This is a genomic window from Thiothrix eikelboomii (genome assembly GCF_900167255.1).
Classification (GTDB): Bacteria; Pseudomonadota; Gammaproteobacteria; order Thiotrichales; family Thiotrichaceae; genus Thiolinea; species Thiolinea eikelboomii.
Genome location: NZ_FUYB01000008.1, coordinates 63,484 through 84,246, shown reverse-complemented (window position 1 = coordinate 84,246; position 20,763 = coordinate 63,484). Strand labels below are relative to the sequence as shown.

Sequence of the window (20,763 nt, the reverse complement as noted above, 5' to 3'; positions counted from 1 at the left end):
CTGCGTATGTGTGGAATTATTGGGATTGTTAGTCAAGAGCCAGTGAATCAAGCGCTTTATGATGGCTTAACTGTCTTACAACACCGAGGTCAAGATGCTGCTGGTATTGTCACTAGTGACGGTCGCAAATTGTATTTGCGACGTGACAATGGTTTAGTGAAAGAAGTATTTCTTGAGCAACACATGCGTAGCTTGCTCGGTTCGATGGGCATCGGTCATGTGCGTTATCCGACAGCGGGCTCTTCGTCGTCAGCTGAAGCTCAGCCCTTTTATGTGAACAGCCCTTATGGGATCTCGCTAGCGCATAATGGTAATCTCACCAATGCCGCAGAGCTGCGTAAAGATTTATATATGCAAGATCGTCGGCAGATTAATACTAATTCTGATTCTGAGATTCTGCTGAATATTTTTGCGCAAGAATTATTAAAGCAAGATGCTTTTTATGTGCGCCCAGAGGATATTTTTGCCGCTGTTGAGGGAGTGCATCGCCGTTGTAAAGGTGCTTATGCAGTGGTGGCGATGCTAACTCGGGATGGCTTAGTGGGATTTCGTGATCCAAATGGGATTCGCCCTCTCGTCTATGGTGTGCGGGAAACCGCACGTGGCAATGAGTATATGCTGGCCTCTGAAAGTGTCGCTTTAGATGCGCAAGGTTATCGCTTAGTGCGTGATATTGAGCCGGGTGAAGCTATTTTTATTACGCATGATGGCAAGGTTTTCACTCGCCAATGCAGTGATAGCCCGCAGTATAATACCTGTATTTTTGAATATGTATATTTCGCTCGTCCAGACTCGATTATTGATAATGTATTTGTGCACAAAACACGGATGCGGATGGGGCATAAATTAGCGGAACAAATCAAGCGGGTTTGGCCGGATCATGATATTGATGTGGTGATGCCAATTCCCGATACGAGCCGTACTTCAGCTTTGGAAATGGCTTATACCTTAGGTGTGCCTTATCGTGAGGGTTTTATGAAAAACCGTTACATTGGGCGTACTTTCATTATGCCGGGGCAGAAACAGCGGAAAAAATCGGTGCGTCAGAAACTGAATCCTTTGCATGTCGAGTTTAGAGATAAGAATGTCTTACTCGTCGATGACTCGATTGTGCGTGGAACGACTTCTGAAGAAATTGTTCAAATGGCAAGGGATTCAGGCGCTAAAAAAGTTTATTTTGCTTCCGCTTCGCCACCGATTCGTTATCCAAATATCTACGGTATCGACATGCCTGCGGCGAAAGAACTCATAGCTCATGAGCGCACGGAAGAAGAGGTTGCTCAAGCCATTGGTGTCGACCGTTTATTTTATTTGTCACTCGATGATTTGGTGGCAGCGATTCAAAAAGGAAATCCGCGTTTGCGGAATTTTGATTGTTCAGTATTTACTGGTGAGTATGTGACTGGTGAAGCGGCTGATTATTTTGTCGAATTAGAGGCACAACGTAATGATCAAGAAAAACAAAAAACTGGGCTTCGGGATGCTGCCATTGACTTGCGCGATAGCGATTAATTTGCTGAGTACGCAGCTGAATGCAGAAAGTCCAGCAGCCCCTCCAGTGCTAGCTACGCAAGCGCAGGGGGCGGGGCAAGGTGTCGGTAATTTTTCAGGGCTGTTGCAAGACTTACAACAGCGCTTTCCTCAGTATTCTAGCCAGCAAGTGATCTTAATTGACGCGACGACCCAAGAGTTATTTTTGATTGAAGCGGGTCAAGTCGGCGGCCGCTGGGTGATTTCTACTGCTGAAGCTGGTTTAGGTAGTCGTAAAGGCAGCAATCAAACACCTTTGGGAGTACATCGCTTAGCACAAAAGATCGGCGACGGTGCACCTCTTGGCACGGTATTTAAAGCCCGCCAAAATACGGGGCGTGTGGCTAAGATTCTAACAGCTGCCGGTGCGCGTAGTGGTGAAGATAATGTCACCACGCGAGTGATGTGGTTGGATGGTTTAGAGCCGGGCCTAAATAAGGGTGGGGCAGTCGATTCTTATCAGCGTTATATTTATATTCATGGTACTGATGAGGAGGGGCGCTTAGGTGCACCCGCTTCGCATGGCTGTATTCGGATGCGTAATCAAGATGTTGTTGATTTATATGAGCGTGTTGGCGAGGATACTTTGGTTGTAATCGCGCAACGGAAATAACGGAGACTGGTGATGTGGGTGCTTGCATAATGCACGACAAGAATGATTGGAGCTTTGAAACCTTAGCCATTCGAGCAGGCCATCAGCGCACGCTTGAAGGTGAACATGCTGAAGCTATTTTTCCGACTTCAAGCTTTGTATTTGCCTCGGCTGCAGAGGCTGCTGCGCGTTTTGCCGGAACAGAGGCAGGGAATATTTATTCGCGCATGACTAATCCTACCGTGCGCTATTTTCAGGAGCGCTTAGCCGCTCTTGAGGGTGGGGAAAGCTGTGTCGCAACTTCTTCGGGGATGTCGGCAGTCTTGGCGGTGTTGTTGGCTTTTCTGAAAACAGGCGATCATCTGATTTGTTCTAGCTCAGTATTTGGGACAACTACGGTACTACTGCAAAATTATATCCAAAAGTTTGGAGTGCAAGTCAGTTTTGTACCGCTGGCGGATTTAGCGGCTTGGGAGCAGGCCTTACAAGCAAATACTAGGCTGCTATTTGCCGAAACACCGTCTAATCCCTTGACTGAGTTGGTTGATATTCAAGAGCTGGCGCGCTTAGCCCATCGGAATCAAAGTTTATTAGTGATTGATAATTGCTTCTGTACGCCGGCTTTGCAGCGACCTTTAGAGTTAGGAGCGGATGTGATTGTGCATTCAGCGACTAAATATTTAGATGGTCAAGGGCGTGCTATGGGTGGTGCAGTCGTGGGTGATGCTGAGCGAGTTGGTAAGGAGGTATTTGGGGTATTACGTTCGGGTGGGGTAACCATGAGTCCGTTTAATGCTTGGATCTTCCTCAAAGGTTTAGAGACCTTGAAGCTTAGAATGCTAGCCCATTGTCAGCAAGCGCTTGGGTTTGCGCAATGGTTGAGCGAGCAACCTGAAATTGAGCGTGTCTACTATCCGGGGTTAGCCTCTCATCCTCAACATGAGTTGGCTAAAAAGCAACAAACTGGCTTTGGGGGTGTAGTGTCTTTTGTGGTCAAGGGCGGGCAGGCTGCGGCTTGGCGTTTGATTGATCATACCCAGATGCTCTCGATTACGGCTAATCTTGGGGATACGAAAACGACCATTACCCATCCGGCAACCACGACGCACAGCCGCTTAAACGCTGAGCAACGCGCTGCTGTGGGGATTGAGGAGGGCTTAGTGCGAGTGTCAGTGGGTTTGGAGAATCTCATGGATATTCAACAAGACGTACAGCGGGGTTTAAAGCTTTAATAAAGCATTCGCTGCAAGCATAAAAAAAGGATGCTGAATGCATCCTTTTTTATAAGTTCAAATACGTATTCTAAGTTAGAAGTCGTATTTCAGAGCAGCTTTCAGTTTGGTGACTTCGCTATCTTTCGCGCCTAAGTCATTGTCAGATTGTTGAGCTTCAAACCAAGCAGAAGTTTTCTTGCCGATTGGTAAAGTATAACCTACTGAAACGCTAGTTGGCTTGGCGCCAGAATCTAAATCAGCTTGACCATAAGCTAAGTAAGCACCCGCATAACCTAAGTGTAAGTCGATAGAGTTACCGGTGTTATCACGATCAGTGTAAGCAAAGCCGTATTCTGCAGGGCCTAATTTGCCACCTAAAGAAACGCCATAGGCTTTGCTGGTATCTTCAGCAGCACCGCTGAAATCAGCATCTTTATAGGCAACGCCCACTTTAACTGGGCCAGCGCCGAAAGTAGCGCCTACTTCATAACCGTCGTTATAAGTATCATCGCCTTGATACATCGTAGCCGCTAAGCCAATTTGACCAAATGTAGTGTCATAGCTTAACGCTTCGCCAGTACGGCCTGTATAAGTACCTAAAGCACTTGCACCTGTACCACCCGAATCCCATGCGATATCCATTGGTGCGATCACAGCATTATAGAAAGTGTGATAGTCTTGGCCCAGACGGACACGACCGAAGCCACCTTTCAAACCAACATACGCTTTACGAGTGCTAAGTGCACCATTAGCGTTATCAGCAGAATCAGTGTCAACACCAAATTCATAATGACCGAAACCTTTTAAGCCGTCAGCGACTTCAGTTTCAGCCTTGAAGCCCATCCGTGAGTACCAGTTTTGGATTTGTGTTGTCGAAGCAACACCATTGTCAGTGCTATTGATACCAACACGAACAGAGCCATAGAAAGAAGTACCATCTTCAGCTTGAGCGGCGAAAGAAGTCGCAGCCAAACTTGCCATTGCGATGGCGATTGTCAGATTTTTCAATTTCATAGTAGTTTCCCATTCCACCGTTGCATAAACGCAGCGAACTGTATTATAAAGCCAACACTATCGAGACACAATTGCTATCCAGATAGTTTTTTCGATTTGGTAACCTAACTTACGAAAAAACCTCAATCTTTCTATCACCTCAAGGCTTTTCGGCCAGCTTCATTTTAGTTAAAAACTCGCTCTTAAGCTCTGTTACCTTGCGTAACACTATGTAGCATAAATGACACTGTTGTAAAAGACCTACTTTCCTGATGAGCGTAAGATTTTCAGGGATTGCTTAAATTTAATTCATGTTGACGTATACGTTAACATGTTCTAGTATACGTGAAGAGGTGTTTATGCAGCAAAAACTTTGGACTATTTCTGAATTAGCTGAGGAGTACCAAATCAGTACTCGCTCAATACGCTTTTATGAAGATAAAGGCTTATTAGAACCCCAGCGCGTGGGCGCGAATCGGGTCTATAGTTATAAAGATCACGCACGTTTAAAGTTGATTTTGCGCGGTAAACGTCTGGGTTTTTCCTTGGAGGAGATCAAGGAGTTTATTGGTTTATACAATACGGAGCTTGATCCTGAGTTGACCGGACAATTGCAGTTTTTACTAACAAATGTCCAAGACAAGCTAAGTATTTTAAAGCAGCAACAGTTAGATTTAGCAATGACCCTCGATGAGCTAGAGCATATTAAATCCGAGTGTTTAAAACGCTTAGTCAGCCGAACACAATGACAGTACATTGAACAGCACACTGTTAGCTGAGCCTTAAACCAATGATTTCTCATTAATTCACGAGTAATGGATGGAGAGCAGAAATGAAACAAGTTGTGATTGCAGGCTATGCACGCACCCCGTTTACCTTGGCGAATAAAGGTGAGTTAGCACGAGTTCGCCCTGATGACCTCGCCGCGACTGCGGTAAAAGGCTTAATGACAAAAACGGGCATTGATGCTAAAGAAATCGAAGATCTGATGATGGGCTGTGCTTTCCCTGAGGGTGAGCAGGGCTTTAATATTGCCCGTTTAGTGGTTTTAATGGCTGGGTTACCGATCTCGATTGGGGGTGTCACGGTGAATCGCTTTTGTGGTTCTTCCATGCAGAGCATTCATCAAGCAGCAGGTGCGATTCAAATGAATGCAGGGCATGCATTTATCTGTGCAGGTGTGGAGTCGATGACTCGTGTGCCGATGGCGGGTTTTAATCCCTCCCCTAACCCTAAGCTCTATGAAACCATGCCGAATGCTTATATCAGTATGGGCTTAACGGCTGAAAATCTGGCGAAGCAATACGGGATTTCTCGGCAGGAGCAAGAAGCTTTTGCAGTCGCTAGCCATCAAAAGGCAGCTGCCGCTCAACAAGCTGGCAGGTTAGCTGATGAAATTGTAGCCGTGGGTGCGGTGACTCAGGATGGCTGTATTCGTCCTGAAACTACCCTCGAAACCCTAGCAGGTTTGAAGCTGGCCTTTGATGAGCGAGGTTCTGTCACTGCAGGTACTTCTTCACCCTTAACTGATGGTGCTTCTGCGACTTTAGTCTGTAGTGAGGAGTTTGCCAAAGCACACGGCTTGCCTATTCTAGCGCGTATTAAGAGTATTGCGATTTCAGGTTGTGCACCAGAAATTATGGGGATAGGCCCTGTCCTCTCCAGTCAAAAAGCCCTGCAACGTGCTGGTTTAACTGTTAATGATCTGGATATTATTGAGCTAAATGAAGCATTTTCTTCTCAGTCTTTAGCCTGTATTCGTGATCTGGGTTTGGATTTAGCAAAAATTAACCTCGATGGGGGCGCTATTGCCTTAGGTCATCCCTTGGGTGCAACGGGTGCAAGGATTACTGGCAAAGCCGCTGCTTTATTAAACCGTGAGGGCAAGCAATTCGCGCTAGCAACGCAATGCATCGGTGGTGGTCAAGGCATCGCAACCATCTTGGAGGCTGTGTAATGGATATTCGTAAAGTAGCTGTCATCGGCGCTGGCGTGATGGGGGCGGGTATTGCCGCTCACATTGCCAACGCAGGTGTACCGGTCGTCTTATTGGATATTGTTCCTCAAGGGGCCAGTAATCGAAATATCGTGGCTGAAACAGCCGTTGAAAAGCTCTTAAAGTCTGATCCAGCGGCCTTTATGCACAAGCGTAATGCACGTTTAGTGACCACAGGTAATATTGAAGATCACATGAATCTACTCGCGGATTGCGACTGGATTATCGAAGCTATTATTGAGCGCCTCGATTTAAAGCAAAATTTGTATAAGAAGATTGATGCGGTTCGTCGTGCGGATGCGGTGGTTTCTTCAAATACCTCCACCATCCCGCTACAGGATTTAGTCGCAGGGATGCCAGCAAGTTTTGCTGAACACTTCATGATTACTCACTTCTTTAATCCGCCGCGTTATATGCGTTTATTGGAGGTGGCTTCGGGTGTGCAAACTCAGCCTGAAGTGGTGCAAGCGGTCAGTCAGTTCTGCGATGTGAAATTAGGTAAAGGAGTGGTCGGCTGTAAAGATAGCCCGGGCTTTATCGCTAATCGTATTGGCATTTATTGGATTCAGACCGCGATTTTAGCTGCAATGGAACTGGGTCTGACGGTTGAGGAAGCTGATGCCGTAGTGGGCAAGCCGATGGGCATCCCGAAAACAGGGGTATTTGGCTTATCGGATTTAGTCGGTATTGATTTAATGCCACATCTGATGGACAGCATGAAGCGCACTTTACCGGCTGAAGATGCTTTTCATGCCAAAGCCATCATCCCGGCAGTGGTCAGCCAAATGATTCAAGAGGGTTACACCGGGCGCAAAGGTAAAGGAGGATTTTATCGCTTAAATCGCCTAGGGGCTGAGAAGATAAAAGAATCCATTAATCTACAAACGGGCGAATATAGCAAGTCGCAAGCAGGGCGTTTAGACAGTGTTGCTAATACGCGCAAACTCGCTGATTTAGTGAATTATCCTGATAAAGGTGGTCAATATGCGTGGCAAGTACTCTCACAAGTCCTGAGCTATGCTGCTTCCTTAGTACCGGCTATTGCAGAGGATATTCATTCAGTGGATACCGCTATGCGTTTAGGCTACAACTGGAAATATGGGCCGTTTGAGTTGATTGATCAGTTAGGTGCAAAAGCGGTGGCAGAGCGCTTAACGGCTGAAGGTCTGTCAGTACCGCCTTTATTAAAATTAGCGGCTGAGGTGGGGAGTTTCTATCGTGTTCAAGCGGGCAAATTGCAGTATTTAACCACGGCGGGTGAGTATCAAACGATAGAGCGTCCAGCCGGTGTCTTATTGCTAGAGGATATTAAGCGCACCAGTAAACCCGTGGCGAAGAATGCTTCGGCGAGTTTATGGGATCTTGGCGATGGGGTGCTCTGCCTAGAGTTCACCAGCAAGATGAATGCGATGGATCCGCAAATCCTTGGCATGATTCAACAAGCGATTAGTCTGGTCTCGAAAAGCTATAAAGCCTTGGTTATTTACAACGAAGCTAGCAATTTCTCAGTGGGTGCGAATTTAGGCCTGCTGTTGTTTGCAGCGAATATCGCTTCTTGGGATCAAATCGAGTCGATGGTCAAGGGTGGACAAGAGACTTATAAAGCAATGAAGTATGCACCTTTCCCCATCGTTGGTGCACCTGCAGGCATGGCCTTAGGTGGGGGCTGTGAGGTATTGCTCCATTGCTCAGCGGTACAGGCGCATGCTGAAACGTATATGGGCTTAGTTGAAGTCGGTGTCGGTGTTATTCCGGGTTGGGGCGGCTGTAAAGAAATGCTTCAACGTTGGGTCACGAATAAGCGTCGCTCCGGTGGTTTGTTGCCGCCCGTGATTAAATGCTTTGAAATGATTAGTACGGCCACGGTTTCGAAGTCAGCCCAAGAAGCGCAAGACTATTTATTCCTGCGCCCAAGTGATGCCATTACGATGAATCGTGATCGCTTATTAGCAGATGCAAAAACACGAGCCTTAGCAATGGTCGAGGGTTATCAAGCCCCTGAGCCGATTGAAATTAACCTACCAGGTCCAACAGCCCGAGTAGCAATGGAAATGGCGGTACGTGATTTCCAATCAATGGGCAAAGCGACACCTCATGATGGCGTAGTGTCTAATCAGTTAGCGTATGTGTTAAGCGGTGGTGATACTGATATGTTAGATAAGGTCAGTGAGGAGCAGTTGCTGCAATTAGAGCGCACGGCTTTTATGAACTTGCTGCGCACTAAAAATACGTTAGCCCGCATGGAAACGATGCTGGAAACAGGCAAACCGCTGAGGAATTAATCATGCCAACTTATCAAACACCTTTACGCGATATGCGTTTTGCGTATAGCGAATTATTTAATCCTGCTGATATTCAAGCACTCCCCGGCTTTGAGGAAGTGAATAATGAATTGGTGGAAACTATTCTCGAAGAAGCGGGTAAGTTTTGTGAAAGTGTACTGCAACCTTTAAATCGCTCTGGTGATGAAGAGGGCTGCCAGTTTGAAAATGGGGCGGTGACTACACCTAAGGGCTTTAAACAAGCTTATCAGGCTTATTGTGAAAATGGTTGGGGCGCTTTGACCACTAACCCTGAATACGGCGGACAAGGCTTACCCAATACAGTCGGCACGATGGTTGAAGAAATTATCTGTGCTACCAATATGTCTTTCGGTATGTATCCGGGTTTAACCCACGGTGCTTATAACGCGATTGAGCATTACGGCACTGCAGAGATGAAAGCCATCTACTTGCCAAAAATGGTCGAAGGCGTATGGAGCGGTACGATGTGTCTGACTGAGCCGCATTGTGGCACAGACCTAGGCTTGCTGCGGACTAAAGCAGAACCCCAAGCGGAGGGTAGCTACCAGATTACCGGGACGAAGATTTTCATTAGCTCAGGTGAGCATGATCTGACAGAGAATATTATCCATTTAGTCCTAGCGCGGTTACCGGATGCACCGGCTGGAATTAAAGGAATCAGTCTATTTTTAGTGCCTAAGTTTTTGGTGAATGCCGATGCTTCTTTAGGTGAGCGCAATACGGTAGTCTGTGGGGCGATTGAACACAAAATGGGGATTAAAGCATCTTCGACTTGTGTGATGAACTTTGATGCGGCTACGGGCTATTTAGTGGGTACACCCAATAAAGGCATGCAGGCGATGTTTGTCATGATGAATGCAGCTCGCCTTGGGGTTGGAATGCAGGGCTTAGGCATTTCTGAGGTGGCCTATCAAAATGCAGTCATTTATGCCAAGGAACGTTTACAAGGCCGCTCCTTAAAAGGTGCGATTTATCCAGATAAACCCGCTGATCCTTTAGTGGTGCATCCTGATATTCGCCGTATGCTGCTGACGATGCGTGCGTATACAGAAGGTAATCGGATGTTAGCAGTCTGGATGGCACGCCAGCTAGATGTATCTTTGCATGCGACAGACCCCGAACAACAGCAAACGGCTGAAGATTTTGTCGCACTGATGACACCTATTGTAAAAGCCTTTATGACGGATTGTGGCTCTGAGATTGCTAATCTAGGTATGCAGGTTTATGGGGGACACGGCTTTATTCGTGAATGGGGTATGGAGCAATTCGTGCGGGATGCACGTATTTCCCAAATCTATGAAGGCACGAATGGCGTGCAAGCCCTCGATTTAGTAGGGCGCAAAATGCCTGCTCATCTGGGGCGGAGTCTGCGGCCTTTTTTCCATGAAGTCAGTGAATACTTAAGCGCTAAGCAAACTGATCAGCGTCCCGAAGTCCAACCGTTTGTACAGGGTTTGGCGAAGGCCTTTGGTCGGTTGCAAACTGTCACTGCTTGGTTGGCTGAAAAAAGCTTGGGCAATCCTGAAGAGGCGGGTGCGGCAGCTACCGATTATTTACGCCTATTTGCCTTAGTCACGTTGGCTTATTTGTGGCTGCGTGCTGTTGAGATTGCCCTAGAAAAACGTGCTGGGGATGAGGCCTTGTTTTATCAAGCTAAATTAGATACGGCTCGTTTTTATTATGAGCGTCTGCTTCCACAGACAGGTGCTTTAATGAGCATTATTCTCGCAGGTGGTAGCAGCTTAATGAGTTTTAATGCAGAAGCTTTTTAAGTTGATGCTCCATCCCTTCAAGCTCCTTATCCTCGGATGAGGAGCCGATAAAAAATAACTGTCCATTTATCTGATGTATTTATACAAGTAAATTTTCACTCCCTAAAATGAGACTTCATGTAACCCTACGCGAAGTGTCAATCGTGCGAACCCTAGTATTTGTTAGCCTTCTATGCTGTATGACCCTTGCTTCGGCCGAAATCTATCGCTGGACAGATGCAAATGGGAAGCAGGTCTATGGCGATGAGCCTCCTGAAAATGCGCGGGCGATAGAAGCTATCGAATTACCAACCTTGACGGTTGCTGAGCGTTTTAAAACTAATCCTAAACCTAATCAAACTCAAGCACCTACGACTGCTTCTGCAGAGCCAGCGGTTGTTCACGAAACCCAAGCTCCAGTTGCCGCCGCCACCGTCAGCGAGGCGAATCAAGCCGCGAGTGAGTCCGTCACTGCCACAGGGTATGAGCAGTTCAGTATTTTAGCCCCACAGACGGATGAGGTCGTGCGCTCTAATGCCGGTGAACTCACTATTCAATTAACTATTCGGCCAGCACTAAAAAAAGGACATGGCGTTGTACTGTATGTCGATGGTCGTCAAGTGGGTGAAACGACGCAAAATTCCATTGAGATTAGCGGTATAGAGCGAGGTGAACACAGTGTCTTTGCCGTTTTACATGATGCTCAAGATGCTATTTTAGGTAATACGGCGGCCGTGAATTTCACGGTGATCCGTGCCTCAGTAGCCTCTAGCACCAAAGATCGCAGTGCCAAGCCGAACCATACTAGCCCCCTCGGCAATCGCGGCTTCTAAATCATTGCTCATGCCCATCGACAAAGTATCTAGCGGGAAGCCTTGTGCTTGAAGTCGTTCAAATAAATCACGAACGGCAGCAAAGGCTTGGCGCTGTTTGGCAAAATCGTCTTCAGGGGCTGGAATCGCCATTAAGCCACGGAGTTGAACCTGAGGTAGTGCTGAGACAGCCGTCGCTAGCTCTAATAATTGCTCAGCAGCTACCCCCGATTTACTCGGCTCGGCACTAATATTCACTTGCAAGCAGAGTTGGATCGGTCGTTCTGGATAAGGGTTTTGCTTACTCAAACGTTCGGCAATTTTTAAGCGATCCACCGAATGCACCCAAGTGGCTAATGCAGCGATTTGCCGTGTTTTATTCGCTTGAATAGGGCCAATAAAATGCCATTCAATGGGATAAGCCGTTAATTGTGCAGCTTTTTCAGCCATTTCTTGCACGTAATTTTCACCGAAGGCTAGTTGTTCGGCCTGCAGCGCTGCTTTTAACGCACTGAGCGGCTGATGCTTACTCACTGCTAATAATTGAACACTGCCTGCTGGGCGACCGTATTTATTTTCAGCCTTACGAATACGTTCTCCGATTATCAGAAGATTATCCTTAATACTCATGCTGTGTGTTAACTTTGATTAAATCCTAAAAATTATAAAAAACTCAGTAACAATGGATATTACTCAGCTGTTAGCGTTTGGCGTCAAGAATAATGCCTCTGACTTACACTTGTCAGCTGGTTTGCCACCGATGATTCGGGTGGATGGTGAAATGCGCCGCATTAACTTGCCTGTTTTGGAGCACAAGCAAGTACACGGCATGGTCTATGACATCATGAATGATAATCAGCGTAAAGCCTATGAGGAGTTTTGGGAGTGTGACTTTTCCTTTGAAATTCCAGGGATCGCTCGTTTCCGGGTCAATGCCTTTAATCAAGGTCGTGGTGCGGGGGCGGTGTTTCGAACGATTCCTAGTAAGGTCTTAACCCTAGAGCAGCTTAATGCTCCAACGAGTTTTCGTAAAATTGCTGATAATCCACGCGGATTAGTCCTAGTGACTGGGCCGACAGGCTCGGGGAAGTCGACGACATTAGCCGCTATGATTGATTATAAAAATGATAATGAGTATGGACATATTCTCACCATTGAAGACCCCATCGAATTTGTCCACCAAAGCAAAAAAAGTTTAGTCAATCAGCGGGAAGTCCATCGTGATACCCGTAATTTTGAAGCCGCTTTACGTTCAGCCTTACGTGAAGACCCTGATACGATTCTAGTGGGGGAAATGCGTGATCTGGAAACGATTCGCTTAGCGTTGACAGCCGCAGAAACAGGTCACTTAGTTTTCGGTACTTTGCATACTACGAGCGCGCCGAAAACCATCGACCGTATTGTCGATGTTTTCCCCGCAGCGGAAAAAGAGATGGTGCGCTCGATGCTGTCTGAATCTTTACAAGCCGTTATCTCACAAACTTTATTACGTAAGCGCAATGGTGGGCGTGTTGCTGCCCATGAAATTTTGATTGGCACTCGTGCGATTCGTAACTTAATCCGTGAAAACAAAATTGCTCAGATGCGCTCAGCCATGCAAACCGGCCAAGGAGATGGCATGCAAACTTTGGATCAATCCTTGCAATCTTTAGTGATGAAAGGCGTGATTGATAAAGAAACGGCACGCCGGAAAGCCGATAACCCAGACGCTATTTAACATGATTTGAATCATTCTAAGGAGTAAGGCTCGTGGATCGCGATCATGCAATGGGCTATGTGCAGAAATTACTGCGTGGCATGTTAGACAAGGGTAGTTCTGACTTATTTATTACCGCTGAAGCAGCACCTTCGGTGAAGGTCAATGGTGAAATGGTGGCGCTCACCCCAAACATTTTATCGGAAATGAATGCTCGTATGTTGGTGCGCTCGATTATGAACGACTACCAATTACAGCAATTTGAATCACAAATGGAATGCAATTTCTCCATTAGTTTACCAGGGACGGCGCGTTTTCGGGTGAATGCTTTTACCCAACGCGGTTGTTCAGGAATGGTGTTGCGACATATTCCGACCAAAATTCCTAAATTCGAGGATTTGGCTTTACCGCCGATTTTGCGTGATCTAGCTTTAACTAAGCGGGGCTTGATCATTTTTGTGGGTGCGACGGGTTCAGGTAAATCAACCTCGTTAGCCGCGATGTTGGATTATCGGAATGAGAATTCGCGGGGGCATATTGTCACGATTGAAGACCCGATTGAGTTTATTCACCAACACAAAGGCTGCTTACTCACTCAGCGTGAGGTGGGTTTAGATACCAGTAGTTATGAGGTAGCACTGAAAAACACGCTGCGTCAAGCGCCCGATGTGATTCTGATGGGTGAGGTTCGTGATAAGCAAACCATGGAATATGCGATTGCTTATGCAGAAACCGGACATTTATGCCTAACCACTCTCCATGCTAATAGTGCTAACCAAGCAATTGAGCGGATATTAAATTTCTTTTCCGAAGAGCGTCATCCCCAATTATTGATGGATTTATCTTTAAACCTCAAATCAGTGATTTCTCAGCGGTTAGTCCGCTCAGTCGATGAAAAATCGCGTGTGCCTGCCGTGGAGATTCTAATCAATACACCGCTAATGGCTGATCTGATTTTGAAAGGCGATGTCTCAGGCATGAAAACCTTGGCCTCGAAATCACGTGAATACGGTATGTGTACATTCGACCAAGCCTTATTTGATCTGATTGAGAACCGTAAGATTACAGTGCAGGAAGGTCTACGAAATGCAGATTCCGTGAATGACCTCCGCTTGCGCTTGAAATTAGAAAGCCGCTTCTCTAAAGACAATGATTTCTTCCGTGGTACTGAACAGCTCGAAATCGAGCCTGTTGCGAATAATGTCAGAAGGTAAATTATGGCTAATCTAATTGAAGAGGATATGCGCCTGTCACCATTATTGCATATGATGGTTAAGCAACAGGCATCCGATATTTATCTAACGACGGGGGCGCACGCCTCCGTGAAAGTTCGTGGGGCTTTGCGCAAAATCAGCAAAGAACCCATGAAGCCCGGTAATATTCGCCAGTTGGCGGAAGAAGTCCTGACCTCTAGCGAAATGGAGGCTTTCTATAGCAATCGTGAGTTTAATAAAGGGATTGCGCTGAAGGGCATTGGTCGCTTTCGGATGAATTTGTATTTTCAGCGTGGCGAAGTTTCGATGGTGGTGCGGCATATTCGCAGTAATATTGCCTCTCCCGATGAATTGGATCTGCCTGTCATCTTAAAAGAACTGGTGATGCGTCGGGATGGCTTAATTCTGTTCGTAGGCTCGACGGGTTCTGGTAAGTCCACCTCGATGGCTTCCCTGATTCAGTATCGAAATGAACGGCATTGTGGGCATATTCTGACGATTGAAGATCCGATTGAATACACCTTTAAGCATGGGCAATCCATTGTTGGGCAGCGTGAAGTCGGCTTTGATACCTTAAGTTATGCCAATGCCATGCGTGAAGCGATGCGTGAAGCACCGGATATGATTATGGTTGGGGAGGCGCGGGATTCTGCTACGATGGGTGCAGTGTTAGGTTTTGCGGATACTGGGCATTTAGTGATCTCGACCTTACATGCGATTAATGTCGTGCAAGCGCTGGAACGGATTTTATACCTGTTTAGTAGTGAAGATAAAAACCGAGTCTTGATGGATTTATCCCTGAATTTGCGTGCCATTGTCGCACAGCGTTTGATCCCAGCCTCAAGTGGTGAAAGTATTCACTTAGCGGCCGAAGTGCTAGTGAATACACCTTATGTGGCAGAGTTAATCCGTAAAGGTCATTTTAATGATCTACCCGAGATTATTGAGAAGGGTACTTCAGACGGTATGGTGAGTTTTGATCAGTCTTTGTACCGTTTACTGCGTGATAAGAAAATCACTAAGGCTCATGCCTTAGAGCATGCTAGTTCCCGGAATAATCTGGAGTGGCAAATTAGCTTTGGCAACGGTAGTTTTGCCGCTGATAACAATAAGGCAGCGTCCGAGCCAAGTGTGTATGAAAAGATTTTAGAGTCGACGAAAAACAAAATGACGGTTAATCTTGAAATTTAAGCAGATGGCCAGCGAATAATCGGTACAGCCAGTAAGGCTTGTAAGTCTTGCTGGTTATCCATACCCTTAGGTGGCGTTGAGTACCTAGGGTTGAGAATGACGGCGACTAAGCTTAATTGGCGGGCTTGGATCGCTGCTGCAGTCAGCAGAATCTGATTAATACAGCCCACCCGATCTTCACTAACTAATAAGACCGGGAGCTTTAACGCTTGGGCTAAATCTGCATTTAAACCATCATGAGCTAAGGGAGAGTAAAAGCCTCCTGCGCCTTCAACATAAAGAAAGCTTGGCTGAGAGTGCCTAGGTTGGCATTGTTTGGCTAGTTGTTGAATGCTCAGCGTTTTACCCTCATAGTGGGCAGCACGCGGCGGTGAAAGCGGGGCGAGTAATGGATTCGGGCAAATGTGGGTTAACGGCTGCAAACCACTGGCATTAATGGCGAGTTTCCAGCTATCTGTTTCGGTAATCTGCTCGGCTAACCACCCAGATTCGACAGGTTTGCGCGGGGTAATATGCAAGCCTAATCGGCGTAAATGCTGTAAGAGCTGTGTTCCGACCCAAGTTTTGCCAACGCCCGTATCTGTACCTGTCATAAACAAGCCGGGCAATTGACTGATTTGCTCTAGCCATGCTTCAAAAGAACTTTGATTCAAGCTGTATTCTCTAAGTTTGGGTAATTTTCTATTATACTGCAGCACTTTCAACTGCATAGAGAGCTTAATGATGCGCGCCCGATTTTGGCATGAGCGGTGGCAGCAAAACCAAATTGGTTTTCACCAAGACGAGATTAATCCTTATCTACAAACTTACTGGCCTCAACTTCAACTCTCGCTAGGCTCAAAGGTGTTTGTACCTTTATGTGGCAAAACTATTGATATGCTTTGGCTGCGCTCGGCGGGTTATGAGGTTTTGGGTATTGAATTAAGCCCAATTGCAGTACGGGATTTTTTCACTGAACATCAGTTAGAGCCAAAGATCAGCCAGTATGGGGCGTTTGAGCTTTGGGAGGTTGATGGTTTAGGTATTTTGTTGGGTGATTTCTTTCAACTCACGGTGGCTGAGTTGGCAACTTGCCAAGCAGTTTATGATCGAGCAGCTTTGATTGCCCTGCCTCCAGATATGCGTTGGCAATATGTCGCTCATCTCCAGCAAATTGCGCCTGCTAAACCGACCTTATTAATCACTCTAGAATATGATCAGTCCATTACCAGTGGACCGCCTTTCTCAGTACCTGCAGCAGAGGTTCAGGAATACTACGCTGATCAATACCAGATTACCCAACTAGCCCAAGTGGATATTAGTCATACTCAACATGGTATTCTCGCTAAAGGTGTTAAACAGCTGTATGAAGGCATCTATTGGCTGCAAGCGAAGTCAGTAGAGGTTTAGGTACTGAAGTTTGCTATAAAATCAAACCATCCATTAATCAAAAAAATCTATACTTTCATCAGTAAACTTGTATACTGGGTTCATCAGGTTAGTAATCCCAATAATTCTCCTACCTGAGGTCAAACCCAATGAAAAAACAAGTACTCGCTGTCAGTGTGGCAGCATTGCTAGCTAGCATGCCTGTGGCTACACAAGCTGAGGTCATGTTAGGTGCCTATGTGAAAGGTGATGGTTGGTCGCTAGCTGAAATCGACCGCTTCAATACTCTGACAACTAAGCCAATGGCGGTTGTTAATCTATTCTCCAACTTTGATTATGACTGGGGTTATCTCAAGTACCAAAGCGATAATATTATTTCGCGGGGTGCTATGCCGATGATCTCTTGGATGCCTGCCACCAAAAATCAGTCAGGGGTTAATCTGTTGACGCAGATTAGCGCTGGGCAGTGGGATGCTTACATCCAAAAATGGATTAATGGTTTCAAGTGGTTTCAGTCTGCTTATCCGGCTGATAAAAAGCCCCGTATCCTCTTACGCTTTGCTCATGAGTTTAATGGTCGCTGGTATTCATGGGGAAACAGCCCCGATGCTTACAAAGCGGCTTGGCGTTATCTACATGCCAAATTTACTGCGGCAGGTATCAATCAACAGATTGAATGGGTTTGGTGCATCAATAATGTAAGTGCTGATAATTATAATGATGTGACTCTTTATTATCCGGGGGATGATGTGGTCGATTGGACCGGCATTGACGGCTATAATTGGGGTACTAATTATACTTGGTCGCATTGGAAAAGTTTCGATGAGACCTTCAGTATACCCTATTTATCCTTGGTGGATAATTATCCCTATAAACCGATCTTGCTCGGTGAGGTTGCTAGTGCTGAATCGGCTGATTTACCCAATGCCACTTACGGTCAAAATGGTAATAATACGGATGCCGGTCAAAGTAAAGCGGTGTGGGTCGCGGATATGTTTGAGCGTCTGAAAACAGATTATCCGGCCATTCGTGCCGTGTCATGGTTCAATATTAACAAAGAACTAAGTTGGGCTTTGCATAACAGCAATAACACTGGATTGAGTGCCTATAATTTACAGGTCAATGACCCCTATTACACGAGCACACCTCAGTCAGTTAGTACCATGAACTTAACCACACCCTAGATAAAGAGCGAGGGGATTATGAGTAAAATACAATGGATACGGCCTTGCCTTATCATGATATTGTTCGGCAGCTTAAATGGCGCTACTTGGGCCGAGGCAAAGGATGAGGCCACGGAGAATATGACTGCACTGACAGAGAATTCGGCTGGGGTGGCTGCTTCAGGAGCGGCACTTGATCCGATGGCGGTTGATGTTAATACGCTGTTGGCTCGGCAGCCCACAGGAAAAATGATTGACCCGACTGAACAATGGCTGCTGGCCATCAGTCGCCGTCCCATCGCGGTGGGCGCGGAACGATTAGCGCTAGAGGCCGAAGGCTTACGCAGGTTACCACCTCATGTGGTCAAAGCATGGCAAGAGAGCCGAGAGATTTTGACCTATTGAAGAGAGCGGTCTTAACTTGGTAAATAATGCACGCTGGTTGCTAGTTGACCATCGGTATAAAGTAGAAATTCGCGCCAACCGGGTTGAGTATGTTTAAAGCCTAGCCGAGTTTCATCATGGGTCAGTTGCACACAAGTTGCAGGTGTCCCATAGACAGCAATCTTATTACCTTGTTGATTGGTGACCGCACCGACAAATTCAGCATGAATATGCCCAAAGGCTACCGCTTTAACCTGTGGAAAAGCGGTAGTGATCTCCCAAAATTGTTCAGCTTGTTGTAAACCCATCCGATCCATCCACGGACTGCCAATGGTGAGTGGGTGATGATGTAAAAACAGCAGGACATGCTGATCAACTGGCAGCTGTTTTAAGCGAGTTTCTAAGGCTTGTAATTGAGCCGTACTGAGATAGCCTTCACTATGCAGAGGGCGACTACTATCTAAAAATAGCAACTGCCAACTGCCTAATTGAACCTGTTGCACGAAATGTACATTCTGACTGGTTAGCTCGAGTTGCATCAGAGCTGGTGTATCGTGATTGCCGGGTAGTACATAGACCGGACTTGGGAAACAATCTAATAGACTGTTCAGACGTTGATAGGTTGCAGCGACTTCTTCCTGAGCTAAATCACCACTGACAACTAGCGCATGACCTGACTGGGCAGCTAAATAGCTTAACACTCGATTTAAAGACTGATTAGGATAAACCGCTAAAGGTGACCAAATTAAACGAGAAGAATCTTCAGCATAGCAGTGAGTATCACTAATTTGCCAGATGCGCAGTGGAGTTGTTTCAGCCATTATTAAAGTCCAGATAAAGACTGATCTTGAGGATAACTCAGGCTATAACCATAATTAACCTCGACCTGACCCGCTGCAGACACGTCCCTTATCCAAGCATACACGCCTTGTTTATGCTCTATATCTTTTAAACTAGGCTGATCCCCTGTGGGCGTCACGCTGATCTCGGCGGTGTTGGCAACTGGGATCGCGTCATAGAGTTTCACGCTGCGTGCTTCAGCATGCTGATTATGAACCGTGACTCGATAACTATAATCGAGACGTTTACGGTTACTGAGTAGACCTGCTGGTGTGGTTTTTTCCGGTGTAGGTTGGAAGAGAATTTTCACGCGATCATCTTCACCAAAGGCCAATTTCATTAATTCACCCGGTTTGAGTTCAGGCAAGCTTGAGTTACCAATAAAGTTACCATCTCGATATAAAGCCACTATACCCGGAATCAGCGGTGCTTGACCTTGATAGCTTGCCTCAGTGGTTAAAATAGCCCGTGGATCGAAGCGTGGCGCACTGCTTAGTTGTAATTTAGCGGCGAGGGTTTGACTGCCTAAAGTCACCCGGCGGGTATCACTACCCGAGCTAAGCGTCAGTAATCCCGGAACTTGGTATTCGGCATTATAATTGCCGGTCATGAGTGCGCTATTTTCTTCAGACAGGGTGATAGGGCGTGCTTTTTGCTGACGGATAGCAGCGCGAGGTTCTGCAGGTGCAGGCGACATCGGCATCGCTATATCCGCTGCCATTTCAGCGACTGCACTTCTGGTGGGCATGGGTTGAGGCTCATATAAAGAAATCACCCAGCTATTGAGTTCTGGTAAGCTGGCACTGGCGGTTGGGCGCAAGGTGGATAGCTTTACTGGCACATTTGCCCAATCTTCCCCCGTATTTTGTTGAATCGCGGCTTGAGTTTTGAATTGTAATTGGCCTGTATTACTGTCTAATTCAGCCTCATAAACCGGTGTCCAATTCGCGGCGGGTATTTGATAGCTTAAACTCAGGGTTAACTGGCTGGCCTCAGCCGCTTTGACATAGAGGCTGGCGGTGCGATTACTGGTTTCACCGGTAGCAATTTGCTCCAATTGTTCTTGTAATTGTGTGAGGCCTTTATCAAACTCTTGCAAGGTCTTGTCTGCAGCGCGTACCTTGGCTTGAGCCTCGGCAGTGGCTGTTTCTAAGGTTTGCCATGCTTGTTGCCATTGATTTAAAGGTAGTCGCTGCGCACCTTGGGCGGTCTCTTCTTTACTGGTTGGCTGCAAACCTGTGGCGCGAATGAAAGCGAGCTGCTGTTCAGCTCGAGTTTTAGTGTCCGCGACTTCTTGACGTTTTTCCTGCCAACGGCGAATCTCAGCTTCTAATTGGCGCTCACGAGCTTGTACCGCTTCAGAGCTTAATTGCTCCGCGAGTTGAACGCTACCTAAACTAACAGCAGTGGTACTTGTACCTGCAACCCGTAGTGAATTGGTATCCATTTGCAAAGGTAAACCGGGTAGGCTAATTTTGGTTTCGCCCGCAGGCAGGTTGAGCGTGGTTGTGCGCGTAATTCGAGCGCTATCAGGGTATACTGTGACGGCGCTAATACTGGAATTAGCCTGTACATCAGCCTCAACGGATTGAGGGAAAACCCAGCTAATTGAAAGACCACATAAGACTACTAAGCTAATACGCATGGCGCAAAGACTCCGGTTTATTTTTTTCTTCGTTATGCCGCGTTTAGCATAGCAACAAAAACAGGACTTGG

Annotated in this window: 19 protein-coding genes; 14 read left to right on the top strand and 5 right to left on the bottom strand. The window is 46.5% G+C overall.

The annotated features are described in order from the left end of the window. The first annotated feature begins 6 nt into the window (after positions 1 to 6). The 3 genes from purF to B5D50_RS10115 are packed head-to-tail and all read left to right on the top strand — an operon-like array spanning position 7 to position 3,354. Entirely contained in the window at positions 7 to 1,512 is a 1,506-nt protein-coding gene (purF, locus tag B5D50_RS10125; protein ID WP_078922491.1) for an amidophosphoribosyltransferase, read from the top strand. Further along, positions 1,448 to 2,143 carry a L,D-transpeptidase gene (locus B5D50_RS10120; protein ID WP_234975850.1) on the top strand — a complete coding sequence of 232 codons (696 nt, stop codon included), beginning with the start codon at positions 1,448 to 1,450 and terminating at the stop codon, positions 2,141 to 2,143. Before purF ends, B5D50_RS10120 begins: the two co-directional genes overlap by 65 nt. A 29-nt stretch (positions 2,144 to 2,172) precedes the next feature. Continuing rightward, positions 2,173 to 3,354 carry an O-succinylhomoserine sulfhydrylase gene (locus tag B5D50_RS10115; protein WP_078922489.1) on the top strand — a complete coding sequence of 394 codons (1,182 nt, stop codon included), beginning with the start codon at positions 2,173 to 2,175 and terminating at the stop codon, positions 3,352 to 3,354. A gap of 75 nt (positions 3,355 to 3,429) precedes the next feature. Here the strand turns inward: B5D50_RS10115 and B5D50_RS10110 are convergent, their stop codons facing one another. Continuing rightward, positions 3,430 to 4,350, bottom strand: a complete 921-nt coding sequence (locus B5D50_RS10110; RefSeq protein ID WP_078922488.1) for a porin — start codon at positions 4,348 to 4,350, stop codon at positions 3,430 to 3,432. A gap of 338 nt (positions 4,351 to 4,688) precedes the next feature. On the opposite strand from B5D50_RS10110, the gene B5D50_RS10105 reads away from it, so the two are divergent. The 5 genes from B5D50_RS10105 (at position 4,689) to B5D50_RS10085 (ending at position 11,212) form a co-directional block, all read left to right on the top strand. Beyond that, positions 4,689 to 5,078 carry a MerR family transcriptional regulator gene (locus B5D50_RS10105; RefSeq protein ID WP_078922487.1) on the top strand — a complete coding sequence of 130 codons (390 nt, stop codon included), beginning with the start codon at positions 4,689 to 4,691 and terminating at the stop codon, positions 5,076 to 5,078. Between the two features lie 83 nt (positions 5,079 to 5,161). Beyond that, a complete protein-coding gene (locus tag B5D50_RS10100; protein ID WP_078922486.1) occupies positions 5,162 to 6,286 on the top strand; it encodes a thiolase family protein in 1,125 nt (374 codons plus the stop codon). Next, entirely contained in the window at positions 6,286 to 8,607 is a 2,322-nt protein-coding gene (locus B5D50_RS10095) for a 3-hydroxyacyl-CoA dehydrogenase/enoyl-CoA hydratase family protein (protein ID WP_078922485.1), read from the top strand. Before B5D50_RS10100 ends, B5D50_RS10095 begins: the two co-directional genes overlap by 1 nt. A 2-nt stretch (positions 8,608 to 8,609) precedes the next feature. Next, positions 8,610 to 10,400 carry an acyl-CoA dehydrogenase C-terminal domain-containing protein gene (locus B5D50_RS10090; RefSeq protein WP_078922484.1) on the top strand — a complete coding sequence of 597 codons (1,791 nt, stop codon included), beginning with the start codon at positions 8,610 to 8,612 and terminating at the stop codon, positions 10,398 to 10,400. 107 nt (positions 10,401 to 10,507) lie between these two features. Then, complete coding sequence (locus B5D50_RS10085; protein WP_078922483.1) at positions 10,508 to 11,212, top strand: DUF4124 domain-containing protein; 705 nt, start codon at positions 10,508 to 10,510, stop codon at positions 11,210 to 11,212. Here B5D50_RS10085 and B5D50_RS10080 read toward each other — a convergent pair. Continuing rightward, on the bottom strand, positions 11,138 to 11,821 hold the full coding sequence (locus B5D50_RS10080; RefSeq protein WP_078922482.1) for a YggS family pyridoxal phosphate-dependent enzyme: 684 nt from the start codon (positions 11,819 to 11,821) through the stop codon (positions 11,138 to 11,140). The genes B5D50_RS10085 and B5D50_RS10080 overlap by 75 nt on opposite strands. A 52-nt stretch (positions 11,822 to 11,873) precedes the next feature. Between B5D50_RS10080 and B5D50_RS10075 the strand changes: the two genes are divergently transcribed. The 3 genes from B5D50_RS10075 to B5D50_RS10065 are packed head-to-tail and all read left to right on the top strand — an operon-like array spanning position 11,874 to position 15,292. Then, positions 11,874 to 12,908, top strand: a complete 1,035-nt coding sequence (locus B5D50_RS10075) for a type IV pilus twitching motility protein PilT (protein WP_078922481.1) — start codon at positions 11,874 to 11,876, stop codon at positions 12,906 to 12,908. A gap of 32 nt (positions 12,909 to 12,940) precedes the next feature. Next, a complete protein-coding gene (locus B5D50_RS10070; RefSeq protein ID WP_078922480.1) occupies positions 12,941 to 14,101 on the top strand; it encodes a PilT/PilU family type 4a pilus ATPase in 1,161 nt (386 codons plus the stop codon). A 3-nt stretch (positions 14,102 to 14,104) separates the two neighbouring features. Next, positions 14,105 to 15,292 (top strand): PilT/PilU family type 4a pilus ATPase, encoded by a 1,188-nt coding sequence (locus B5D50_RS10065; protein WP_078922479.1) that lies wholly within the window; start codon positions 14,105 to 14,107, stop codon positions 15,290 to 15,292. On the opposite strand, the gene bioD is transcribed toward B5D50_RS10065, so the two are convergent. Continuing rightward, positions 15,289 to 15,945: a dethiobiotin synthase gene (gene bioD / locus B5D50_RS10060; protein WP_234975849.1), complete on the bottom strand. Its 657-nt coding sequence runs from the start codon at positions 15,943 to 15,945 to the stop codon at positions 15,289 to 15,291. The genes B5D50_RS10065 and bioD overlap by 4 nt on opposite strands. Positions 15,946 to 16,012: 67 nt before the next feature. Between bioD and B5D50_RS10055 the strand changes: the two genes are divergently transcribed. From B5D50_RS10055 to B5D50_RS10045, 3 genes are all read left to right on the top strand, one after another. Then, entirely contained in the window at positions 16,013 to 16,681 is a 669-nt protein-coding gene (locus B5D50_RS10055) for a thiopurine S-methyltransferase (RefSeq protein ID WP_234975848.1), read from the top strand. A gap of 128 nt (positions 16,682 to 16,809) precedes the next feature. Further along, positions 16,810 to 17,844 (top strand): glycoside hydrolase family 26 protein, encoded by a 1,035-nt coding sequence (locus B5D50_RS10050; protein ID WP_078922477.1) that lies wholly within the window; start codon positions 16,810 to 16,812, stop codon positions 17,842 to 17,844. An 18-nt stretch (positions 17,845 to 17,862) separates the two neighbouring features. Beyond that, positions 17,863 to 18,228 (top strand): hypothetical protein, encoded by a 366-nt coding sequence (locus B5D50_RS10045; protein ID WP_143594324.1) that lies wholly within the window; start codon positions 17,863 to 17,865, stop codon positions 18,226 to 18,228. Positions 18,229 to 18,239: 11 nt separating this feature from the next. Here B5D50_RS10045 and B5D50_RS10040 read toward each other — a convergent pair whose 3' ends face one another. Both B5D50_RS10040 and B5D50_RS10035 read right to left on the bottom strand, forming a co-directional pair. Next, on the bottom strand, positions 18,240 to 19,028 hold the full coding sequence (locus B5D50_RS10040; RefSeq protein ID WP_078922475.1) for a metallophosphoesterase: 789 nt from the start codon (positions 19,026 to 19,028) through the stop codon (positions 18,240 to 18,242). Between the two features lie 2 nt (positions 19,029 to 19,030). Beyond that, positions 19,031 to 20,692, bottom strand: a complete 1,662-nt coding sequence (locus B5D50_RS10035; protein WP_078922474.1) for a mucoidy inhibitor MuiA family protein — start codon at positions 20,690 to 20,692, stop codon at positions 19,031 to 19,033. Between the last annotated feature and the right edge of the window lie 71 nt (positions 20,693 to 20,763).

Excerpts from the sequence above, each read along its gene's own strand:
- purF (WP_078922491.1), top strand. The coding sequence starts at position 7 with ATGTGTGGAATTATTGGGATTGTTAGTCAAGAGCCAGTGAATCAAGCG.
- B5D50_RS10120 (WP_234975850.1), top strand. The coding sequence starts at position 1,448 with ATGATCAAGAAAAACAAAAAACTGGGCTTCGGGATGCTGCCATTGACT.
- B5D50_RS10115 (WP_078922489.1), top strand. The coding sequence starts at position 2,173 with ATGCACGACAAGAATGATTGGAGCTTTGAAACCTTAGCCATTCGAGCA.
- B5D50_RS10110 (WP_078922488.1), bottom strand. The coding sequence starts at position 4,350 with ATGAAATTGAAAAATCTGACAATCGCCATCGCAATGGCAAGTTTGGCT.
- B5D50_RS10105 (WP_078922487.1), top strand. The coding sequence starts at position 4,689 with ATGCAGCAAAAACTTTGGACTATTTCTGAATTAGCTGAGGAGTACCAA.
- B5D50_RS10100 (WP_078922486.1), top strand. The coding sequence starts at position 5,162 with ATGAAACAAGTTGTGATTGCAGGCTATGCACGCACCCCGTTTACCTTG.
- B5D50_RS10095 (WP_078922485.1), top strand. The coding sequence starts at position 6,286 with ATGGATATTCGTAAAGTAGCTGTCATCGGCGCTGGCGTGATGGGGGCG.
- B5D50_RS10090 (WP_078922484.1), top strand. The coding sequence starts at position 8,610 with ATGCCAACTTATCAAACACCTTTACGCGATATGCGTTTTGCGTATAGC.
- B5D50_RS10085 (WP_078922483.1), top strand. The coding sequence starts at position 10,508 with ATGAGACTTCATGTAACCCTACGCGAAGTGTCAATCGTGCGAACCCTA.
- B5D50_RS10080 (WP_078922482.1), bottom strand. The coding sequence starts at position 11,821 with ATGAGTATTAAGGATAATCTTCTGATAATCGGAGAACGTATTCGTAAG.
- B5D50_RS10075 (WP_078922481.1), top strand. The coding sequence starts at position 11,874 with ATGGATATTACTCAGCTGTTAGCGTTTGGCGTCAAGAATAATGCCTCT.
- B5D50_RS10065 (WP_078922479.1), top strand. The coding sequence starts at position 14,105 with ATGGCTAATCTAATTGAAGAGGATATGCGCCTGTCACCATTATTGCAT.
- B5D50_RS10055 (WP_234975848.1), top strand. The coding sequence starts at position 16,013 with ATGATGCGCGCCCGATTTTGGCATGAGCGGTGGCAGCAAAACCAAATT.
- B5D50_RS10050 (WP_078922477.1), top strand. The coding sequence starts at position 16,810 with ATGAAAAAACAAGTACTCGCTGTCAGTGTGGCAGCATTGCTAGCTAGC.
- B5D50_RS10045 (WP_143594324.1), top strand. The coding sequence starts at position 17,863 with ATGAGTAAAATACAATGGATACGGCCTTGCCTTATCATGATATTGTTC.
- B5D50_RS10040 (WP_078922475.1), bottom strand. The coding sequence starts at position 19,028 with ATGGCTGAAACAACTCCACTGCGCATCTGGCAAATTAGTGATACTCAC.
- B5D50_RS10035 (WP_078922474.1), bottom strand. The coding sequence starts at position 20,692 with ATGCGTATTAGCTTAGTAGTCTTATGTGGTCTTTCAATTAGCTGGGTT.